Raw genomic sequence first — 17,646 nt, forward strand, 5'->3', positions numbered from 1 at the left:
GGTATCACTTCACTTCCCACCCCTTCGTTCCGCGCTCGTAGTGCTTGCCCGTGGACAGCTCGCCGTAGAAGAGCAGGTCCTTCACCCCCACCACGGACTTCCCGTCGAAGAGGCCAATCTCCCCCTCGGAGGGAAGCTGGATGCCCAGCTCCGAGGTCTTCAGGCGCACGCGCTCGCCCGGGGCCACCGTCACGTCCGGCAGCACCGCGCCCGTGGGGTTCTTCACCTGCGTGGGCGCATGGTCGCTCTGCGCCAGGCTCACGCGGAGGTTCGTCGTCAGCACCAGGCCTTTCAGCGACAGCGCGGACGCCGTGCGGTTGCCCACCTCCACCCAACCCTCGCGCGGGTCGAACGCCTCGAACACCAGCGTGGGCTTCTGCTTCGAGAACCTCGCCAGCTCCGCGAGGATGATGGCCCTCCGCTCCTTCACGAAGCGCTTCATGTAGTCGCGCCCCGCCTGGAAGCGGCCATAATCCATGTACGGGTCATCCTTCATGTACGGGGCGATGAGCGCGTGCAGCGAGTCGATGTACGGGTTCATCACCTTCTCGATGAAGAGCTCGTCCATCGCCTTGTCCAGCCGCGCCTCCAGCCGCTCGCGCAGCTCGGGGTTCATCACCACGCGCGTGCCCAGGTTGGAGAACACCGGCAGGTAGCCCGGGTACGACGCCGTCTCCAGCTTGCGCTGCTGGTACATCTTCTCCACCCACGTGTCCGTGAGGGTGAAGTTGAACAGCGGGTGGCGCATGTTGCTGCTGCTCGTGCGCATGTCCTCCACGCTGATGGGGTACCACCAGCGCGCGTCCACGTTGTTCAAGTCCCATGGGACGTAGGACCACTTCGCCACCGCCTTGTCGTAGACGAAGTAGCTCTCCGAGTCCTCCACGTAGTTGTTGGACATCAGCGCGTCCAACACCATGGAGCGCAGGTAGTGCTCGAGCTGGAAGCTCTTCTCCAGCGCCTTCACCAGCTGCGGCTCCGGCGTGTGGTTGATGACGTCCAGCATCTCCACGAGCTTGTCGTTCGGCTGTGTCTCGTTGGTCTTCTTCACCCAGTTGCCCTGGTAGGGCACCTTCCACGTCTTGAACTCGCAGTCCTTCCAGCCGCACCGGTAGATGTCGCCGTCGGTGTCGGTGAAGTCGTGCGCCTTGAGGAAGGCCTTGTTCACCTGCTCCACGTCCAGGAACACGCCCTGGGGCGCGCCATTCACCTTCAGCCGGACGAACTTCGCCTTCGACGCGGGCACCCGCATGGCCTCCAGCAGGTCATAGGAAATCTTCTCCGCCAGCAGCGTCGCGTCCGCGTACTCGGCCACGAGGTTGAGCGACGTGCGCCCCTCGAACTTCACCTTGTCCGCGAAGCTCACGTTCCAGCTCTTCTTCGGGAAGAAGCGCGCGGAGGCGCCGCGCAGGCGCACCTGCACCGGATACGTCGTCCCGTTCGCCTTGAAGACGGCGTCCTGCTCCGGCGTCCACGGGTCCGCCTCGAACTTCTTCATCGCCTCTTCGGGGATGAGGAGCTCGTACTCCTGCACCGAGGTCTGCACGGCCGGCAGCTCGAAGGGCAACTGCGTCTCCGGCACCGGCTGTGGTTCCGGCTCGGGCTGCGGCTCCGGTTCCGGCTGTGGCTCGGGCTGCGGCTGTGGATTGGGTTGCGGCTGCGGATTCGGGTCCGGATGGGGCGTGGGCGTCTCGTCCGGCGGCGTCGTCTGCGGAGACTCGTCCACGGGATGCGGCGTCGTCGGGACGGACGGCGTGTCCGGTCCGCACGCCCACAGGCACAGCAACGGAAGGCAGAGCAGCAGTCGTACGCGTGTCATCGGGTTCCCGGTGAGCAAGGGACGTGCCCTTCGAGCGGCCCGCACGTCTGGCCAGGAGTGGACACCGCGGACGCGAAGGAGGCGCCCGCGCGCGTCACCGGTGGGTAACGGTTTGCCCACGTTGAGGCCGCCTGCTCGCCTCGTCCGGAAGGGTGGGGCCACCGGAGAGAGTCCCGTCCTCTCCTGGTAGGGCAGGCGGCCGGGCGGGGTGGGGCAGGGGGCTGCCCGGCGCGCGGTGCCCACCTCGCGGCGCCAGCCCTAGCTTCACGGGGAAGCAGGGAGCGCTGCGTCAGGGGAGAGAAGCCGCATGGAGACCTGGAACCAGATTGCGTCCGATGAGGTCCGCACCCATACGCCCGTGGTGGTGAACCGGCGCATCGACGAGCACGTGGAGTCCTGCGTGCGGTACATGGCGCAGAAGGGGGACCGCGCGGAGATGAGCCGCTACCTCGAGCGCCTGGAGCGCGAGTGGGACATCAGCCGGGCCCTGACTGTCGGTGCCGCCGCCGCGTCGGCGCTCGGCCTGTTGCTGGGCCGCAGGGACGGCGGTGGTTGGCGCGTGTTGAGCGCCGTGGCCACCGCGCTGCTGTTCCAGCACGGCGTGTTCGGCTTCGGGCCCATGTCCGGGGTGCTGCGCCTGATGGGCGTGCGCACGCGCCGGGAAATCGACCTGGAGAAGTTCGCCATCAAGGCGCTGCGCGGCGACTTCGAGCGCATCCCCAACGACGGGGGCCCGCTCGCGAAGGCCAACGCCGCCCTCGTCGCCGCGCAGTCCTGAGGCCGTGGAGCGTGGAAGGCCCGCCCCACGCGGGCCACGGAGGCGGGCCGTGCGTGGCCCGCCCCCGCCGTCACGTCAGTGCCTCGGTCCGGTGTAGCCGCCGCCCACCGCGGGCATCAGCGCGGGCGAATTGGGCTTCACCGCGCCGTTGTTCTTCGCGCCGGTGTTGCCCTGGTCGAAGAAGCCGTTGAGGCCGGCGATGCCCAGCGAGAAGTTCGTCACCCAGCCCGGGTCCGGCTTGCCCGCGGCCGCGCCGATGTCGAGCGGCCGCGCGAAGTGCAGGCGCATCAGCAGGGGCCCCAGCGCCAGGTTGACGCCGGCAACGGCGTTCAGCACGCGGTGGTCCCGGAAGTCCTCCCAGTTCTCGCCCACGCCGCCGAAGTCCATGGCCGCGATGGCCTCCAAATCACTGAGGAAGGCCACCCGGACGATGTCGTTCAGCGGCAGCTGGAGCTCCAGCGTGGAGTAGAAGAAGTGGCGGCCCAGCAGCCACCGCTCGTCTCCGAAGTTCACGCCGCGCAGCGTGTCGAACGAGGACAGGAAGTAGGAGCGGGCGTACCGGCCACCCAGTGTCGTGCCCGCGCCGCCGCGGAGGAAGACGTTGGTGCGGCCGTAGATGGGGAAGTACCGCTCCGCGTCCAGGCGCAGGTTGCTGTACGCCTCGTTGTCGAAGGGCTGCACGCCCACCGTCGCCTCCAGCAGTGCCGAGCTGCCGGACAGCGGGCCCGTGGCGTAGTGGTACTTCAGCGTGTCGTAGCCCACCTGTCCGCTCACCTCCGTCTGGAAGCGGATGTCCTTGTTCTGCGCGTTCCACGCGGACAGCAACTCCTGGTTGGCCTCGTTGCGGTCCGCGAAGAACAGGTAGAACTCGGTCGGGTCGTCCAGGAAGTACTTCGCGCCGCCCACGCTCAAGTCACCCTGCAGGTAGAAGAAGGTGCTCAGCGGGTAGCGCAGGCTGCCCATCACGCCGAAGTAGCGCTCGCCGGAGGTGAAGAACACGGGCGAGTTGGGGAACGTCTGGTCCACGCGGAAGCGCAGCGACTGGAAGAGGCCGCCGCCCCACGTCGTGCGGTTCTCGTCGTTGATGTACAGCAGGTAGCCGTCCGTCAAATCGAAGCTGCCGTACACCGACAGGGTGAGCAGGAACTGGTGGTCCCGCATGCGGTCGCTCGCCGCGGCGAACAACTGGCCCACGAAGCCGCCGCCGCCCGCGCCCGCGAAGCCGAAGATGGGGCCGAACTCCAGGTTCTGCCGCGTGAAGGGGCGGTATTGCTGCGCGTCCGTCAGCGGGCGCACGGCGATGGGCTCGGGCGGCTCCGGCTTCGTCTCCGTCTTCGGCACGTCCAGCGCCAGCATGCGCGGCGGGCGCAGCAGCGCGGGCCGGCGCTCGCCGGACATGTGGAACAGCATCCACAGGCTGCCCTCCGGGCCGGGGCCGGGCTCGAACACGCCCGTCGTCAGGTCCGTGCGCCGCACGACGCGCCCATCCGTCATCAGCTCATGCAGGTCCGAGCTGCTGTTGTTGAAGGCCGTGAAGAAAATCCGGCCGTCCGGCAGCGCCGTCGGGTCCGCCTCGTCGCGCTCCTCGGTGGTGAGCCGCTCCACTTGGCGGGGCGCGTCCACCCTCACGCGGAAGAGGTTGTACTTGCGGTGCGACGTGGCGTCCGACGTGAAGACGATGCCGGCCGGGCCCCACGTGAGCTGCCGCTCGGAGTACACGTCGTCCGTGAGCTGCAGCGGCTTCGCGTCCGGTCCCGCCTGCAAATCAACGGCGTACAGGTCGCGCAGGCCGCTGTCGTTGATGCCGATGAAGGCCAGCCAGCGCCCGTCCGCGGAGAAGGCCGGCGAGTAGGCCGCCAGCAGGCCGTGCTTGTCGATGCGGTACGCGACGCGCCCGCCCACGCCCAGCCGCACCGTCGTGCCCAGCTCCCGGTCGATGCCGGTGCGGATGGGCGTGCGCCGCACCAGCACGTCCGCGGCGCGCTTCTCCACCACGTGCTGGTAGTCCTGCACGTAGATGACGTCGCGGCCCACCATCTCCGCGATGAAGGCCAGCTTGTTGTCCGTCAGCGCGAAGCTGCGCCCGGAGATGGGGTGCAGCGACTCCACACCCGGCGCGCCGTCCGACGTGACGCGCATCGTCTTCTCCGGAGCGCGCGGGTCCATGAGGTACAGCCGGCTCTCGCCCGTCTCCGGCACAATCGTGCGCAGCGCCAGCACGTGCCCGTCCGGCGAGCTGGCCATCGAGGTGATGTAGCCGGGCGACTTGTCCAGCATGTCCATCACCGGCGCGGCCTGCTCCGAGCTCAGGTACGTCTTGAAGGCCCGGCGCTTCAGCCAGTTCTCGAAGCGCGCCGCCAGCCGCTTCGGGTCATCTCCGGTGAGTCGCTCCAGCAGCTCCTCGAACTTGAGCGACGGCGAGTCGCGCGAGCCGCCCACCAGCCGCGGCGACTCCTCCAGCACGCGCTGGATGAAGCCCTTGCCGTACTCCTCCTCGAGGAAGGTGCAGCGCACCTGGCCCACCTTGTAGATCCACAGGTAGCCGTAGGGCCCGGGCGAGAAGAAGTCGAGGAACGCGTAGCCCTTGTACAGGTCCGGGTTGACGAGCAGGTCCCTCACCAGCATCTCGGCTTCGGGGTCCATGCCGCGCTTGGCGTAGAACTCGGCCAGGCCTTCGATGAACCACAGCGGCATGCCCGCCAGCGGATCACCGAACACCTTCGCCTGCTCGGCCACCGTGCGCACCTTCTGGATGGTGAACTGGTGCGCCAGTTCGTGCGTGGAGATCTCCTCGAAGAGGCGGTGGTCGCCCAGGTACGGCAGCGTCAGCTTCAGGTCCTCGCCGGTGCTGGTGATGCCCAGCGTTCCTTCGGATACCTGGAAGAGGTTCGTCTGCAGGAACTCCTGGTAGCTGCTGTAGAGGATGTACGGGAACGTCTGCGTGGGGACGTACTGGAACGTGTCCACGAGGTATCGGTACGCGCCCTCGATGACGGGCGCGGCGCGCTCGGCGACCATGCGCTCGCGCTCGTAGAAGTAGAAGCGCACGCCACCCGTCTTGTCCCCGAGCGTCTTCGCGTAGGTGTAGTTGAAGCCGCCGTCGGGGTTGCCCAGGCCCAGCGAGGCCACGCCGCCGCCATCCGCCGAGCCTCCATCCGCGCCCGCGGCGCTCAGCAGGGTGCCCCCATCCGTCACGCCGCCGTCCGCGGCCTCCGTGGCCACCAGCGGAGGCGAGGTGGGCGTGCCCTCACTGGCCGGGGACGCCGTGCCCGGCTGGAGGGTCTCCGGCGTGATGTTGCCGCCGGTGGGCTCGGTGCCTCCCGTCTCGGGAGACGTGGTGGGCACATCCGGGTTGGCGCCTCCCTGGGTGCCGGGCGGCTGGTCGTGGGCCGTGCGCTCCGGCGGCTTGGCCATGCCCGCGGCGTTGGGCCCCACGAGGATGTCCACGTGCTGCCACTCGAACTTGTAGCTGTTCACCGGTGATTTCCCCGGCCGTCGGGGCACGACGTAGAACTGGGCGAGCGCCAGCCCGGGGAGGAGCAGCGCCAGGGCGGCGACTGCGAGGGGGCGGGGATTCACAGGGGGTCACCTCTTCGGATGGGGAGCGGGCGAGAGGGCAGAGACCTGGGAGGTTCCCTCCCAGCGACTCGTGTATACAAGCGCCTCGATTATTTCTTTCCGTTTACTTGCCGCTTGGTGAGCGTCCCGCGCGCACGGTCTGCGTGGGATGGGGGCCTTCCTCTGGTGCTGGCGCCCGATGATATGGATGGGGCCATGAGACGCCTTCTCGCACTGTCATCCACGCTGGTCCTCGCTCTCGGCTGCGGCAAGGACAGTAACTCCAATGCCAAGGCCGAGTGTCAGCTTGAAGCCATCGACCTGTCATCCTGTCAGCGTTCAAGCCTCGCCGCTCTCAATCCCGAGGGCGTGTGGAACCTCAACATCGAACTGAATGACGGCACCGGTGCCGCCAGCGCCATGCGCCTGTCGGGCGCGGCCACCGGTGCGTCCATGCTCGGGTTGACGGTGACGGAGCGGCAGGTCTCTGGTGACACCTTCTACCTCGCCAGCGACATCGTGGGCACGGACGACATCGAGCTGCGCTACGCGCTCGCGGGCTGCGCGGCCACGGGGCCGGGGAAGCTCACGGGTGTGTTCCGTCGCTGCCAGGACGGACAGCTCGACCTGCAGGGCACGTTCGAGGCCGTGCGCGTGGCGCGCCGCGACGGAGAGACGGAGTCCGACAAGGTGGCGCTGGTGGGTGAGGCCGTGCTGCCGCGCGGCACGCCCACCGAGCTGGCGGTGGCCAACGGCCACGCCTACGTCACCGCCGGCACGGAGGGGCTCTTCGTCTACGACGTGCGGACGCCCAACGCGCCGCGCAAGGTGGCCGAGTCCAAGCCGTCCGACGACTACTACGCCGACGTGCTGGTGAATGGCACGACGATGTATCTGGCCACCAAGAAGAGCGGCATCGCGGTGTTCGACCTGACGGACCCCGAGTCGCCCGTCCGCGTGCGCGCGGTGCCGGACACGGCGGTGGAGGTGCAGTCGCTGGCCATGGATGGCACCACGCTGTACGCGGCGTCGCCGTACCCCAACGCCGAGGTGCTCATCTACGACATCAGCACGCCCGCGACGCCCAAGCTCCTCACGCGCTACTACGTCGAGGGCGCCGAGCCCACCACCGGCGAGCGTCCGCTGGACGTGGTGGCCATGGGCGGGAAGCTGTACGTGAGCCACTGGACGTACGGCATGACGGTGTCGGACGTCACCAACCCGGCGAAGCCGAAGCTGCAGGGGCGCTTCGGGGCGTCCAGCTCGCGCACCACGGCGGTGGGCACGGTGGGCGGCAAGACGCTGGCCTTCGACGCGGGCGAGGACTGGGGCGCGCACCTGAGCGTGCTGAACGTCACGATTCCGGAGTCGCCGGTGCAGATGGGCGAGTTCCGCCTGCGTGACGAGGTCTCCATCCGCTCGGTGACGCTGGCCGGCACGAAGCTGTACGTGGCCTACTACCAGGACGGCCTGCGCGTGCTGGACGTCTCGGTGCCGGGCGAGCCGCGCCAGGTGGCCTACTACAACACGTGGCGCGAGGGCGACGCAGGGCGCGGCGTCACCTTCTTCGAGGGGCTGAACACGCTGCGCGTGCCGGGTGACGGCTACATCTACGCGACGGAGACGTCGCGCGGGCTGCTCATCTTCCGCGAGACGGAGTAGGGCGCTCGGAGGTTCGCCACCCTGGCGCGGCCGGGGTGGCGGCTCATCCACGTTTCAGGGGTTGAGCATGACGTTGCCGGTGGACTCGCGTCCCAGCATGGCTTCGCGGACGTAGGCCAGCTCGAAGCCGGCATCCGCGAGGGCGCAGCGCGCGGCGTAGTTGTCGCGGTTCTCGACGGCATCGCGAGCGCGTTCGAGGTAGGCGCGAGCCCGCTCGGCGTGGACGACCACGGGGCCCTGGCCGTCGCCGGCGGCGCTGGCGCGCACGTTCTCGAAGGCCTGGTCGGCGAGGTCGATGGCGTTGTCGACGGCGAACTCGCCCTGCTCGAGGGCCTGGTCCGCGGCGAGCATCCACTGGCCAGCGGTCTGGACGTACGACAGGCGTTGCTGTCGGGCCTGCTCCACGTCGAGGGCGCGGTCTCCGGACTGATCGATGTGCTGCTGTACGTCCGTGGTTTCCGACGCGAGCTCCTGGTCGCGCTGCTTCAGCTCGGTGGTGCTCTGCTTCTGCTCGGTTTCGAGTTGGTTCACGCGCGTATGGAGCTGTTGGAGTTGCTCCTGCATGGTGAGGGGGCGGGTGGGGGGTGGCGGGCTCGCCGTGGTGCCGGCCGCCGCGCCGGTGCCGGCCACGAGCGGGAGCGCGGCTCCCTGCGGGGTTGCGGTGCCTGCCGTGCCCGCGCCGCCTGTGGCGTTCTGTCCGGTGGGTTGTGAGGCCGTGGCATTCTCGTCGACGTCGGAGGACTGCGTGCCGGAGGACGGAGGGGTCCCCGTCGCGCCCGCGCCGCCGGTCGCGCGCTGATCCGTGGTTCCAGTAGTGCTCGCGTCGCCGGTCGTTCCCTGACCGATTGTTCCCGCGGTGCCCGCGCCGCCGGTTGCGCCCTGGTCGGCGGTGCCCATCGCGCCTGCGCCGCCGGTCGTGCCCTGAACGGCAGTATCACTGCCCCCGGTTGCGCCTTGCGTGGCTGCTTCCGAGCTGCCCGCCGCATCCTGAGCGGTGGTCCCTGCGCCACCGGTCGCGTCTTGTGGGACCGCACCCGTGCTACCCGTCACCCCTTGTGAGGCAGCTCCTGTGCGATCGATTGCCTCCTGTGCGGCAGCTTCCGAGCTGCGCGTACCATCCTGTGTGACGGTTCCCCCGCCGCCGGTCGCTTCCTGCTGTGCGGTGCTTCCCGTGCTGCTTTCTTTCTCCCGCTCCGGCGTCTCAGGGCTGCTCTCAGCAGAGCCTTGCCCCGTCACAACCGAGCGTCCCCCGATGATCTCGCCCGCGCGGTACCCAGTGACGACGGAGCGTCCCCCGATGATCTCGCCCCCGGTCGAGCTCTGGCTCGTTTCCGTCGAGCCCGCGGCAGACCCCGCGCCGCCGGTCGCGCTCTGGTCTGTGGCAGTACTCGCACCTCCGGTAGCGTCCTGGCCCGCTGCCGCCGAGCCGGTCGCAGTCGCGCCGCCAGTCGCGCCCTGGTCTGTCGTCGCCGAGCCGCCGGACGTACTCGCGCCGCCGGTCGCGCCCTGGCCTGTTGCCGTTGGACTCCCAGCTGTGCCGGCGCCGCCGGTCCCATCCTGTCCCGTTGTCGTGGAGCTCTCGGCAGTGCCTGCGCCGCCAGTCGCGCCCTGGCTCGCTGCCGTCGAGCCGCCGGCACTACCCGCGCCGCTGGTCGCGTCCTGCCCCGTTGTCGTCGCGCCACCGGCCGTGCCCGCGCCGCCGGTCGCGCTCTGTGCGGACGTCCCCGTGTTGCTTCCGGTCTGCCCGCTCGCGGACTGCGTCGCCGTGCGGCTCGTTCCCACGGTGCTTCTCGTGGATCCGCCCGTCACACCCTGCTGTCCGGTCTGATTCGCTGCCCCCGTGGCGGATGTTCCCTGTGCGGCTGTGTCCTGCGTGGATGTCTGGTCGCCGCTGCCACCGGTGCCCGATTCATCCTGCACCTTGTTGTCCCAGGGGGCGGGCACGGGTTGGTACACCTGCGACGCCTCGTCGTAGGCCATGTCCCCGACGGACGTGGCCGGGGCGCCATCGGGAAGGACTGGCACGAACGTGTACGTGGTGGTCGTGTCGACGGGCTGCTGCACCACGTAGCCCTCTGGAGGCCTCGCGCCTTCCGCATTCTCGGCCGCACGCTCGTAGGAATCCCGCAGTGCTTCCGCGGCGGGGTCCCGGTTGTTCGGATCCAGAGGCGACGGCAGGGACGTGGCGTCAGGCGTCTGTCCCAGGCTCAATCCCGCGGCGATGGCAATCCACAGGTGCATGCCTGAAAGGTGTCCACCAGTGGATGTGCAAACACCCCGCCCGGCGGCGCTCCGCCCGACGGGCCGCCTGGTGGGCGCGCCATCGAGCGCCCTCGAGAGATGCGCACCTTCATGCCTCGGATCGATTGGACAGCCCGGTGGCTCACGGGAAAAGCCCGTGCATGCCTGGCGGGGTCGGGTGGCCAGCCTGGTGGCTCCCTGTTCGGAAATGTCGGGACATTTCACGCGTCACATGGCGCTCAAAACCCCCGACATTTCCGAACAGGAAGCCCTCCAGCCCGCTCCCTCGGCAACGTCACTTCCTCCGCCGGGTCACCGCCAGCACCTCGCGCGCCGCGCGCTCACCGGTGGCGATGGCGCCATGCACCGTGCCTTCCTCGCCCTCGGTATTCGTGGCCTCGCCCGCGAAGAACAGGGTGCTGTCCACGGGAGCCGCGAGCGCTTCCATCGCATCCGCCGCGCCCGTCGGAATGACGGCATACCCGCCCCGGGTGAACGGCTCGCGTTGCCAGTCCTGCACATGCCACGCCTCGAGCAACTCATGCAGCGCCTGCCGAGGCAGCCGGAAGATGCGAGAGAGAGACTCCACCGCGCGCGCCAGCACCTCGTGCTCCGGGAGCCCGGACAGCGCCAATGCCCCAGGGCCACCGGCCCAGCCCACCAGGTGCGGGGACTCGCGAGGCGACAGCGTCCACCACGTGGGCACCGGCAGGGATGGCCCATGGAAGAAGCCGAACCGCCGCGTGTCCTCGCGCTCGCTCCAGAACGCGGTGCGGAACCGCAGCAGCACCTTCACGAGCGAGCCCATCTCCAGCCGGCCCCAGGCCCGCTCCTTCTCCGGCAATCGCGGGAGGAAGCGCACCGCACCGGGCTCGGGAGGCCGCGCCCGCAGCACGCCCAGGGGCAGCGTCACCACGGCCCGCTTCGCCCGCACCTGCCCGAGCCCCACGCCCTGCCGGGTACGCACTCGCACCCGCACTTCACCGGCTGCCCAGCGGAGCTCCTCCGCCACCGCGTTGAAGAACACCGTTCCCGGGCGCTCCAGCAGAGGCCGGGCCAGCGCCCGCGGTACACGGTCATAGCCCTCCATCACCCGAGAAGGCGTATTGCCTCCCAGTTCCTCCGAAGCCATCTCCATCCGGGCAATGGCCAGCGTGCTCGCGGTGTCCGGGTCCGCCGCGTAGAAGCCCTCCACGTACGCCCGGCCCATGGCCACCTGGACCGATGGCCAACGCTCGGCCCGGGCGCGCTCTCGCAGCAGCTCCGCGACGGGCCGGTCCGGAGGCTTCGCGGAGGCGAGCGCGTTCATGAAGCGGAAGGACTCCTCGCCATCCATGAAGCGTCCCTTCCACGACAGCGCATGGGTGTCATTGCAGGAGCGCATGGTCAGCCGTGCCCGTCGTGCCAGCTTGCGAAGGGACTCCGGCTCTCCGTGCACGAACTCCGCGCCCAACTCGAGCGGCACATCCGTGACGGGGTCATGAACGGTGGCCACGCGCCCGCCGACCCTGTCGCGAGCCTCCAACACCGTGACGCGAAGCCCCGCCCGGTGCAGGGAGGCCGCGGCCGCGAGCCCCGAAGCCCCCGCGCCCAGGATGACGACATCCGAGATGAGGTCCATGCCGAACCTCTAGCCACGCCCGAGCGAAGGAGCACCCCTCCGCGAGCAGGTCGTCACACGCGAGACACTCAACCCCGAAGACGCGAAGGGCCGCGCCCCCAACCCGGGAGACGCGGCCCCGATGAAACACACCACGCAGCCGTCAGAGGCTGATGCGAAGCCCCACGCCCAGCTCGAACGTGGGCGCGGCGACGCTGAAGCCCTGGATGCTCTCTCCGTTGACGACGACGTCGGGAATGGAGAATCCGAGCCGCAGCTCGCCGCCCTTGTGGCCGTAGTGCACGGCGCCGAACGCCTCCACCGTGAGGTAGGTGAGCGCGCGATACGTCACGTTGAGCCGGCTCGTGTACGAGTCGTCCGACAGGTTCCCCAGCGTGAAGAAGTTGAACGCGGTGTGGTCCCAGTCGAACGGCTGGTTCAGGAACAGGTACGCCGCGCCGTAGTGGCGGCCCACGTACAACGGCTGGAACGCGCTCTGGGCAATCAGGTACGGGTAGCCCACCGAGCTGGTGTAGCCCGTCGAGTTGTAGAAGTACTCGACGCCCACCACGGCCAGGTCGTTCTCTCCATACGGGAAGCTGTAGTTGGCGCCACCCGTCACCTGGGGCGTGAGGCCGCTGGGCACGTACGACTCCACCTGGATGCCGTTCTGGATGATGTCCTGCAGCGAGGTGCCCTCGGGCAGCCGGTACAGCGGGCGGTCCGTGCCCTTCTTGATGCCGAGCTCGCCGTAGACGTCGATGGGGCCCAGCGCGGAGGACAAATCCAACCCGAAGCGCGGCTTGCGGCCACGCTGGGCCACGCCGCTGACGCCCACTTCCGCCGGGCCGAGCACCACCTCCGCGCGCAGCGCACCACCGATGCGGCTGAGCCGGTTGACCGGGTCGCTGCCGCCGGAATTCGTGGGGCTTCCGTTGGGGTCGGTGACGGCGCCCGCGTCGGTGCCCAGGTCATCCACCACGGCGATGCCGTAGAAGTTCCACCCGCGCGACTCCCACGGCACGTGCAGCTTCACCATGGACACGCCGGTGCGCAGGTCCACGAAGGCCAGCGGGTTCCTCCGCTGCGGCGACAGGAAGTCCGTGGGATTCCATATCTGCCCCGTGCCCCACTTCACGTGCTGCTTGCCCACCGTGAAGAACACCTTGCGCTCCAAATCGAAGCGCAGCCACGCCTGGTCCAAGAGGACGCGCGGGTTCGACGGCGCGCCTTCGGCAGGCTCGGTGGAGCGGGTGGGGTCGTAGCTCAACCGCCCCACCACGAAGCCGCGCAGCCGGTCCGTGGGGCGCGCGTCGAAATATCCGTCCACCAGCGTGGGCGCGGAGAACGACGTGTTGCCGAAGGACACGCCCTCGTTCGCCGCCACGTTGGCGCGCAGGTAGAACTGCCCGCCAATCTTCAGCGGGTCATCCACCGCCTCCTCGGAGTCGAAGGCGCTGCGCGTCGCCGGCCCGTCCAGCGCGCTCGCGTCCCGGTCGCCCGCGGCTGGAGGGGCCTCGGTGAGCGAGGGCTGCTGCTGCGCGGGCTCGCCGGACGTCGTTGTGTCCGCCGCCGCCGTGTCCCCGCCGAAGACCTCGTCGTCGCTGGGACGCTCGGACGGTGACTCGGGGGCGGCGGGCGTGGACTCGGCGGGCGTCTGGGACTCACCGCCGAAGAGGGCATTCTCGTCCGGCCGGTCCGCGCTGTCCGACGACTGCGCGAGCACGGGCGCTCCGGCGAGGGCCGCGGACAGCGCCGCGGCCACGGTGAGGGTCCGAGGACTCATCGACTTTTGCTCTCGAGCCACGCCTTGGTGAAGATGTTCGCTTCCAGCGGGCGCAGGTCGACGGACTTGAGGAGGACGACCGTGGAGTTGGCCTTCTCCACCTCGTCGTAGAAGCGCATCTCCTCGGGGTACCAGACGTCGGCGCCCTTGGACTCGCTGAAGACCTTCTTCCAGCGCGGGTAGAGCGCGGTGCGCAGCTTCCGGCCGGACAGCGCGTACTCCTCGCGCTTGAGGACGTTGGTCGTCTCCTTGTCCACCCACAGCTTGATGACGGGGTAGGCCACGTCCACGCCGGGCTTCGCCTTGAGGGTCAGCATGAGGGCCGTGTACTTGCCCAGCTTCCCCTCGCCGTCGAAGGAAGGGTCATACTCCTCGGCCAGGCGGGACTCGTCGAAGTCGGCGCGGCGGCTGTCGGTGCCGGCGATGCGCTCGCGCTCCGTGCGCCGCTCCCACTTGCCCACGTTGGGGTCATAGCTCCAGAGGTTCTTGTCCAGGCGCAGGTAGCCCTTGCCGGCCTCCGTCTTGGGACGGCTGAAGAGAATCATCAGCTTGTCGTCCGCGTCGCGGCGGTAGACGAAGCCCTCGCGCACGCTGTCCGTTTTGTCCTTCTCCTTCTGCTCCAGGTAGAAGAGTGACTTGTAGTCGCCGCCGTTGCGCTGCCGGTCGTCGATGGTGGCCAGGAGCTTCACCAGCTCCGCGGGCTCCATCGCGACCGCCGCCGGAGCGGACAGCAGGGCCACGGCGAGCACCGCGGCCGACATCACGCTTTTGAGACTCATGGTGCTTTCACCCGATGTGGTGCATCGCCGTGACGGGCTTCATCCGCGCGGCGAGGAAGGAGGGAATCAGCGAAATCGCCGTGGTGCACGCGGTGATGAACAGCATGGCGCCCACCACGGACCCGGTGTTGACCGCCAGGTGCAGCTTCTCCGACATGATGAAGACCGCGACCACCTCTGGGACGGCGATGTCCGCGGCGTTGATGGAAAGGCACACCACCAGCCCCAGCGCCGCGCCCGTGAGGGTTCCCAGGGCGCCCAGCGTCAGCGCCTCGAAGACGAACATCGCCAGCACGCGCGTGCGCTGCATGCCGATGGCGCGCAGCGTGCCAATCTCACGCGTGCGCTCCCGGATGGCAATCCACAGCGTGTTCATGATGCCCACGCAGATGATGACCAGCAGGACGAAGATGAGGACGCCGGTGAGGCCGTTGAGCGCGGTGAGCGTCCAGTTGATGAACGAGATTTCGTCCTCCCAGTTGGTGATGTCGAGCTTCTGGCCCGTCCACCCCTCGCGGTTGACCACCTCGAACTTCATCCAGAAGGCGCGCGGGTCGTTGTCCATCACCTCGTAGCCCGCCGCCGCCAGCGTCTGGCGCAGCCGCGCCTGCACCGCCGGCACCTGCTTCACGTCCTTCAGGTACAGGTAGATGGCGCCAGTGGTGTCCTTGTTGAGCTGGTACAGCGAGCGCAGCGTCTGCGAGGGGACGAAGACGTTGAAGTCGCTCATCAGCCCCACGTTGGCGGCGATGGCGGCCACGCGCACGTCCACCGTGTTGTTGGTGCCGCGCATGGTGGGCGCGGAGAGCGTCACGGTGTCGCCCACCTTGACGTCCAGGCGCTTGGCCTGCTTCTCGAACACGAGCACGGTGTCGGGCTCGGCCAGCGCGTCCAGCGAGCCCTGCTTCACCTGGAGGACCTGGTGGATGCCCGGCTCGGACTGCACGTCGATGCCGCCCAGGCCCACCTGCACGGAGCCCGTCTCGCTGACCAGCTTCACCCAGCCGCGGCCGCGGTGGACGACGTAGTCCAGCTCCGGCACGTCCTTGCGGACCTGCTCGATGATTTTCGTGTAGCCCGTCACCACCGGCGCGGACTGACCGGCGGTGACTTTGTAGAAGCCCGCCACGTTGACGTGGCCGGTGGACAGGGTGGTGGCGGAGCGCAGCATCGTCGCCTGCATGCCGTTGGACAGGCCATTCAGGATGACGAGCAGCGCGGTGACGCCTGCGATGGCACCACCCAGGAGCAGCGTGCGGCGGCGGTGGGTGCCGAGGTTGCGGAATGCGATGAGGAAGAGCTGGAGCATGGGCTTACTCGTCCGTCTGCATCGCCTGGAGCGGAGAGACTCGCGTCGCCAGGAACGCCGGGTAGAGGGTGGAGATGGCGGAGACGACCACCACGATGATGAAGGCCGCGATGAGGTTGCCCGCGCTGAGGCTGGGGTACAGCCGCGGCCCGGAGAAGAAGAAGTAGAGCGCCTCGTTGCCCGCGGGGATGCCCGCGCTGCCCAGGGCCGCCATGATGCCGCTGCCGAACAGCATGCCGCCGGCGCCGAACACGAAGCCCAGCAGCAGCGTCTCCACCAGCACCATGCCCAGCACGAAGGAGCGCTGCGCGCCAATGGCCCGCATGGTGCCCACCTCGCGCACGCGCTGCAGCGTGGCCATCATCATCGCGTTGTTGATGATGACCAGCACCACCACGAAGATGATGAAGACGGCCGCGTACAGCACCAGCTTCGCCATCAGCACGAACTGGCCGATGATGCCCGCCGCCTGCTGCCAGGACACCACGCGCAGCTTCAGCCCGGCGTCCGTCGCGGACTGCTTCAACTCCGCCATCGTCTGCTGGAGCTTCTCCGGGTCCTTGAGGATGACGGCCGCGCTGAGCACCACACCCTGCTCGATTTCGCCCTGCGAGTAGACGCGCTTCGTCAGGTCATCCCGGCGCAGCGAATCGATGGCTCCGCCAAGCGAGTCCTGCTCGTTGATGAGGCCCGGGGTGGCCTCGGCCACCAGCGTGTTGCCGCTGTCCTCGCCGAAGAGGGCGGACTCCGCGTCCTCGCGCGAGACGGCCTTCACGCCGCTCTGCTTCTGCAGCTCGGCCAGCTCCTCCTTCTTGTCCGAGGTGAGGTAGCCGTACAAATCCCGGAAGGACATCAGGTCCATCAGGTTGAGGGCGCCGGCCAGCGCGGACTTCTCCAGTCCCTTGAACTGGTAGGTGCCGTAGACCTTCACGTTGACGCTCTGCACGTAGCCGCTCTTGGTGAAGGCGGTGATGGTGAGGCTGTCCCCCAGGCGCAGGCGGTAGAGCTCCAGCAGCGGCGCCAGCTCCGCGTAGAACTGCTGGTAGCGGGCGTCGAAGTTGGCGTCGTCCGTGGTGAGGAAGGCGGACAGGAGCTTGTCCAGCTTCGGCTCCTGGCTGCCCAGCGCCTTCTGCAGGCGCTCCACCGCGAGGCGCGTCTTGATGGGGTCCAGCTGGAAGACGATTTCGCGCGTCTGCGTCTGGTTCTCCTTCACCCAGCGCTGCAGCTGCGGGTCCGTGGCAATGGTCTTCTTGTTGAGCTCGCGCTCCTGCTTGATGAGGTCCAGCCGGCGCGCCGTCTTCAGCTTGAGGTACTCCTCGTAGAAGAACTTGGAGAGGAGCATGCCGCGCTGCCCCTTGGGCACCGGCTGCCCGTCCACCACCTCCATGCGGTCGAAGGTGTGCTGGAAGGCGTCCAGGTCCGTGCCGGCGTAGCGGATGTAGAGCATGTCGCCGTCCGGAATCTGCGGGGCGATGCGGTTCTCCAGGAACTCCAGCGAGCCGAACGGGTCCTGCTCGAAGGCGCTCCAGAACCCGTCGGACATGGCGCGGGCGAGGGCGTCCTTCTCCTCGGGCGTGCGGGCGGCGTCGCTGAGCAGCGCGCTGGCCCTGGCCATGTCCTCCTGCATGAGGGACACCATCTGCCGCACGTGCGCCTTGAGGCTGTCGATGTTCTCCCGCAGGCCGGGTGTCTCGCCTCCTTCCGCGCGCTTCTTGTAGAGGTCCCTCAGGCGGGCCAGCGTCAGGTCCACCGTGTTGCCGGAGGTGATGAGCGCGCCGCTGGTGCCCATGGGCACCACCGTCTTCACGTTGGGGTGCTTCTCCAGCACCGGCTTGATGTGGCTGAAGTCATCCACCTCCGCGAGGTCCGGCTCGCCGCCCATCTGCCCGAACAGGCCCAGCTCGTCCTTGGACTCGTCCGAGTAGACCTGGATGTGCCCGGCCACGCTGCCGATGATGCTGCGGCTCATGGCGCTGTCCATGCTGTCCAGGAGCGCGCCGCCCACGACGACGAGCAGCGTGCCCAGGAAGATGATGCCGCCGATGAGCAGGTTGATCTTGCTGGTGAACAGGTTGCGGAACGCCACCTGCAGCAAGAGACGGAAGTGCCCCATG

At 68.7% G+C, this 17,646-nt stretch carries 10 protein-coding genes; 2 read left to right on the plus strand and 8 right to left on the minus strand.

Annotation, left to right across the window (positions count from 1 at the left end):
- Positions 1-4: 4 nt before the first annotated feature.
- Positions 5-1,819, minus strand: a complete 1,815-nt coding sequence (locus ACVTJA_RS15960) for a CotH kinase family protein (protein ID WP_465837228.1) — start codon at positions 1,817-1,819, stop codon at positions 5-7.
- 307 nt (positions 1,820-2,126) lie between these two features.
- Between ACVTJA_RS15960 and ACVTJA_RS15965 the strand changes: the two genes are divergently transcribed.
- The gene (locus ACVTJA_RS15965; RefSeq protein WP_465837229.1) at positions 2,127-2,597 is read left to right on the plus strand and encodes a hypothetical protein; all 471 of its coding nucleotides are present in this window, start codon (positions 2,127-2,129) and stop codon (positions 2,595-2,597) included.
- Positions 2,598-2,672: 75 nt separating this feature from the next.
- Here the strand turns inward: ACVTJA_RS15965 and ACVTJA_RS15970 are convergent, their stop codons facing one another.
- Complete coding sequence (locus ACVTJA_RS15970; protein ID WP_465837230.1) at positions 2,673-6,176, minus strand: tolB protein precursor protein; 3,504 nt, start codon at positions 6,174-6,176, stop codon at positions 2,673-2,675.
- A gap of 195 nt (positions 6,177-6,371) precedes the next feature.
- Here ACVTJA_RS15970 and ACVTJA_RS15975 point away from each other — a divergent pair, with 195 nt between their 5' ends.
- A complete protein-coding gene (locus ACVTJA_RS15975; RefSeq protein ID WP_465837231.1) occupies positions 6,372-7,817 on the plus strand; it encodes an LVIVD repeat-containing protein in 1,446 nt (481 codons plus the stop codon).
- A gap of 54 nt (positions 7,818-7,871) precedes the next feature.
- Here ACVTJA_RS15975 and ACVTJA_RS15980 read toward each other — a convergent pair whose 3' ends face one another.
- The 6 genes from ACVTJA_RS15980 to ACVTJA_RS16005 form a co-directional block, all read right to left on the minus strand.
- Complete coding sequence (locus ACVTJA_RS15980) at positions 7,872-10,058, minus strand: autotransporter outer membrane beta-barrel domain-containing protein (RefSeq protein ID WP_465837232.1); 2,187 nt, start codon at positions 10,056-10,058, stop codon at positions 7,872-7,874.
- A 295-nt stretch (positions 10,059-10,353) separates the two neighbouring features.
- On the minus strand, positions 10,354-11,679 hold the full coding sequence (locus ACVTJA_RS15985) for a flavin monoamine oxidase family protein (RefSeq protein ID WP_465837233.1): 1,326 nt from the start codon (positions 11,677-11,679) through the stop codon (positions 10,354-10,356).
- 142 nt (positions 11,680-11,821) lie between these two features.
- Positions 11,822-13,444, minus strand: coding sequence for a hypothetical protein (locus ACVTJA_RS15990; RefSeq protein WP_465837234.1), 1,623 nt, complete (start codon positions 13,442-13,444; stop codon positions 11,822-11,824).
- Entirely contained in the window at positions 13,441-14,223 is a 783-nt protein-coding gene (locus ACVTJA_RS15995) for an outer membrane lipoprotein-sorting protein (protein ID WP_465837235.1), read from the minus strand. Before ACVTJA_RS15995 ends, ACVTJA_RS15990 begins: the two co-directional genes overlap by 4 nt.
- A gap of 7 nt (positions 14,224-14,230) precedes the next feature.
- The gene (locus tag ACVTJA_RS16000; protein WP_465837236.1) at positions 14,231-15,532 is read right to left on the minus strand and encodes an ABC transporter permease; all 1,302 of its coding nucleotides are present in this window, start codon (positions 15,530-15,532) and stop codon (positions 14,231-14,233) included.
- A 4-nt stretch (positions 15,533-15,536) separates the two neighbouring features.
- The gene (locus ACVTJA_RS16005; RefSeq protein ID WP_465837237.1) at positions 15,537-17,645 is read right to left on the minus strand and encodes an ABC transporter permease; all 2,109 of its coding nucleotides are present in this window, start codon (positions 17,643-17,645) and stop codon (positions 15,537-15,539) included.
- Between the last annotated feature and the right edge of the window lies 1 nt (position 17,646).

The sequence above is a fragment of the Pyxidicoccus sp. M6 genome (assembly GCF_055568925.1).

Excerpts from the sequence above, each read along its gene's own strand:
- ACVTJA_RS16005 (WP_465837237.1), bottom strand. The coding sequence starts at position 17,645 with ATGGGGCACTTCCGTCTCTTGCTGCAGGTGGCGTTCCGCAACCTGTTC.
- ACVTJA_RS15965 (WP_465837229.1), top strand. The coding sequence starts at position 2,127 with ATGGAGACCTGGAACCAGATTGCGTCCGATGAGGTCCGCACCCATACG.
- ACVTJA_RS15980 (WP_465837232.1), bottom strand. The coding sequence starts at position 10,058 with ATGCACCTGTGGATTGCCATCGCCGCGGGATTGAGCCTGGGACAGACG.
- ACVTJA_RS15975 (WP_465837231.1), top strand. The coding sequence starts at position 6,372 with ATGAGACGCCTTCTCGCACTGTCATCCACGCTGGTCCTCGCTCTCGGC.
- ACVTJA_RS15985 (WP_465837233.1), bottom strand. The coding sequence starts at position 11,679 with ATGGACCTCATCTCGGATGTCGTCATCCTGGGCGCGGGGGCTTCGGGG.
- ACVTJA_RS15960 (WP_465837228.1), bottom strand. The coding sequence starts at position 1,819 with ATGACACGCGTACGACTGCTGCTCTGCCTTCCGTTGCTGTGCCTGTGG.
- ACVTJA_RS15995 (WP_465837235.1), bottom strand. The coding sequence starts at position 14,223 with ATGAGTCTCAAAAGCGTGATGTCGGCCGCGGTGCTCGCCGTGGCCCTG.
- ACVTJA_RS16000 (WP_465837236.1), bottom strand. The coding sequence starts at position 15,532 with ATGCTCCAGCTCTTCCTCATCGCATTCCGCAACCTCGGCACCCACCGC.
- ACVTJA_RS15990 (WP_465837234.1), bottom strand. The coding sequence starts at position 13,444 with ATGAGTCCTCGGACCCTCACCGTGGCCGCGGCGCTGTCCGCGGCCCTC.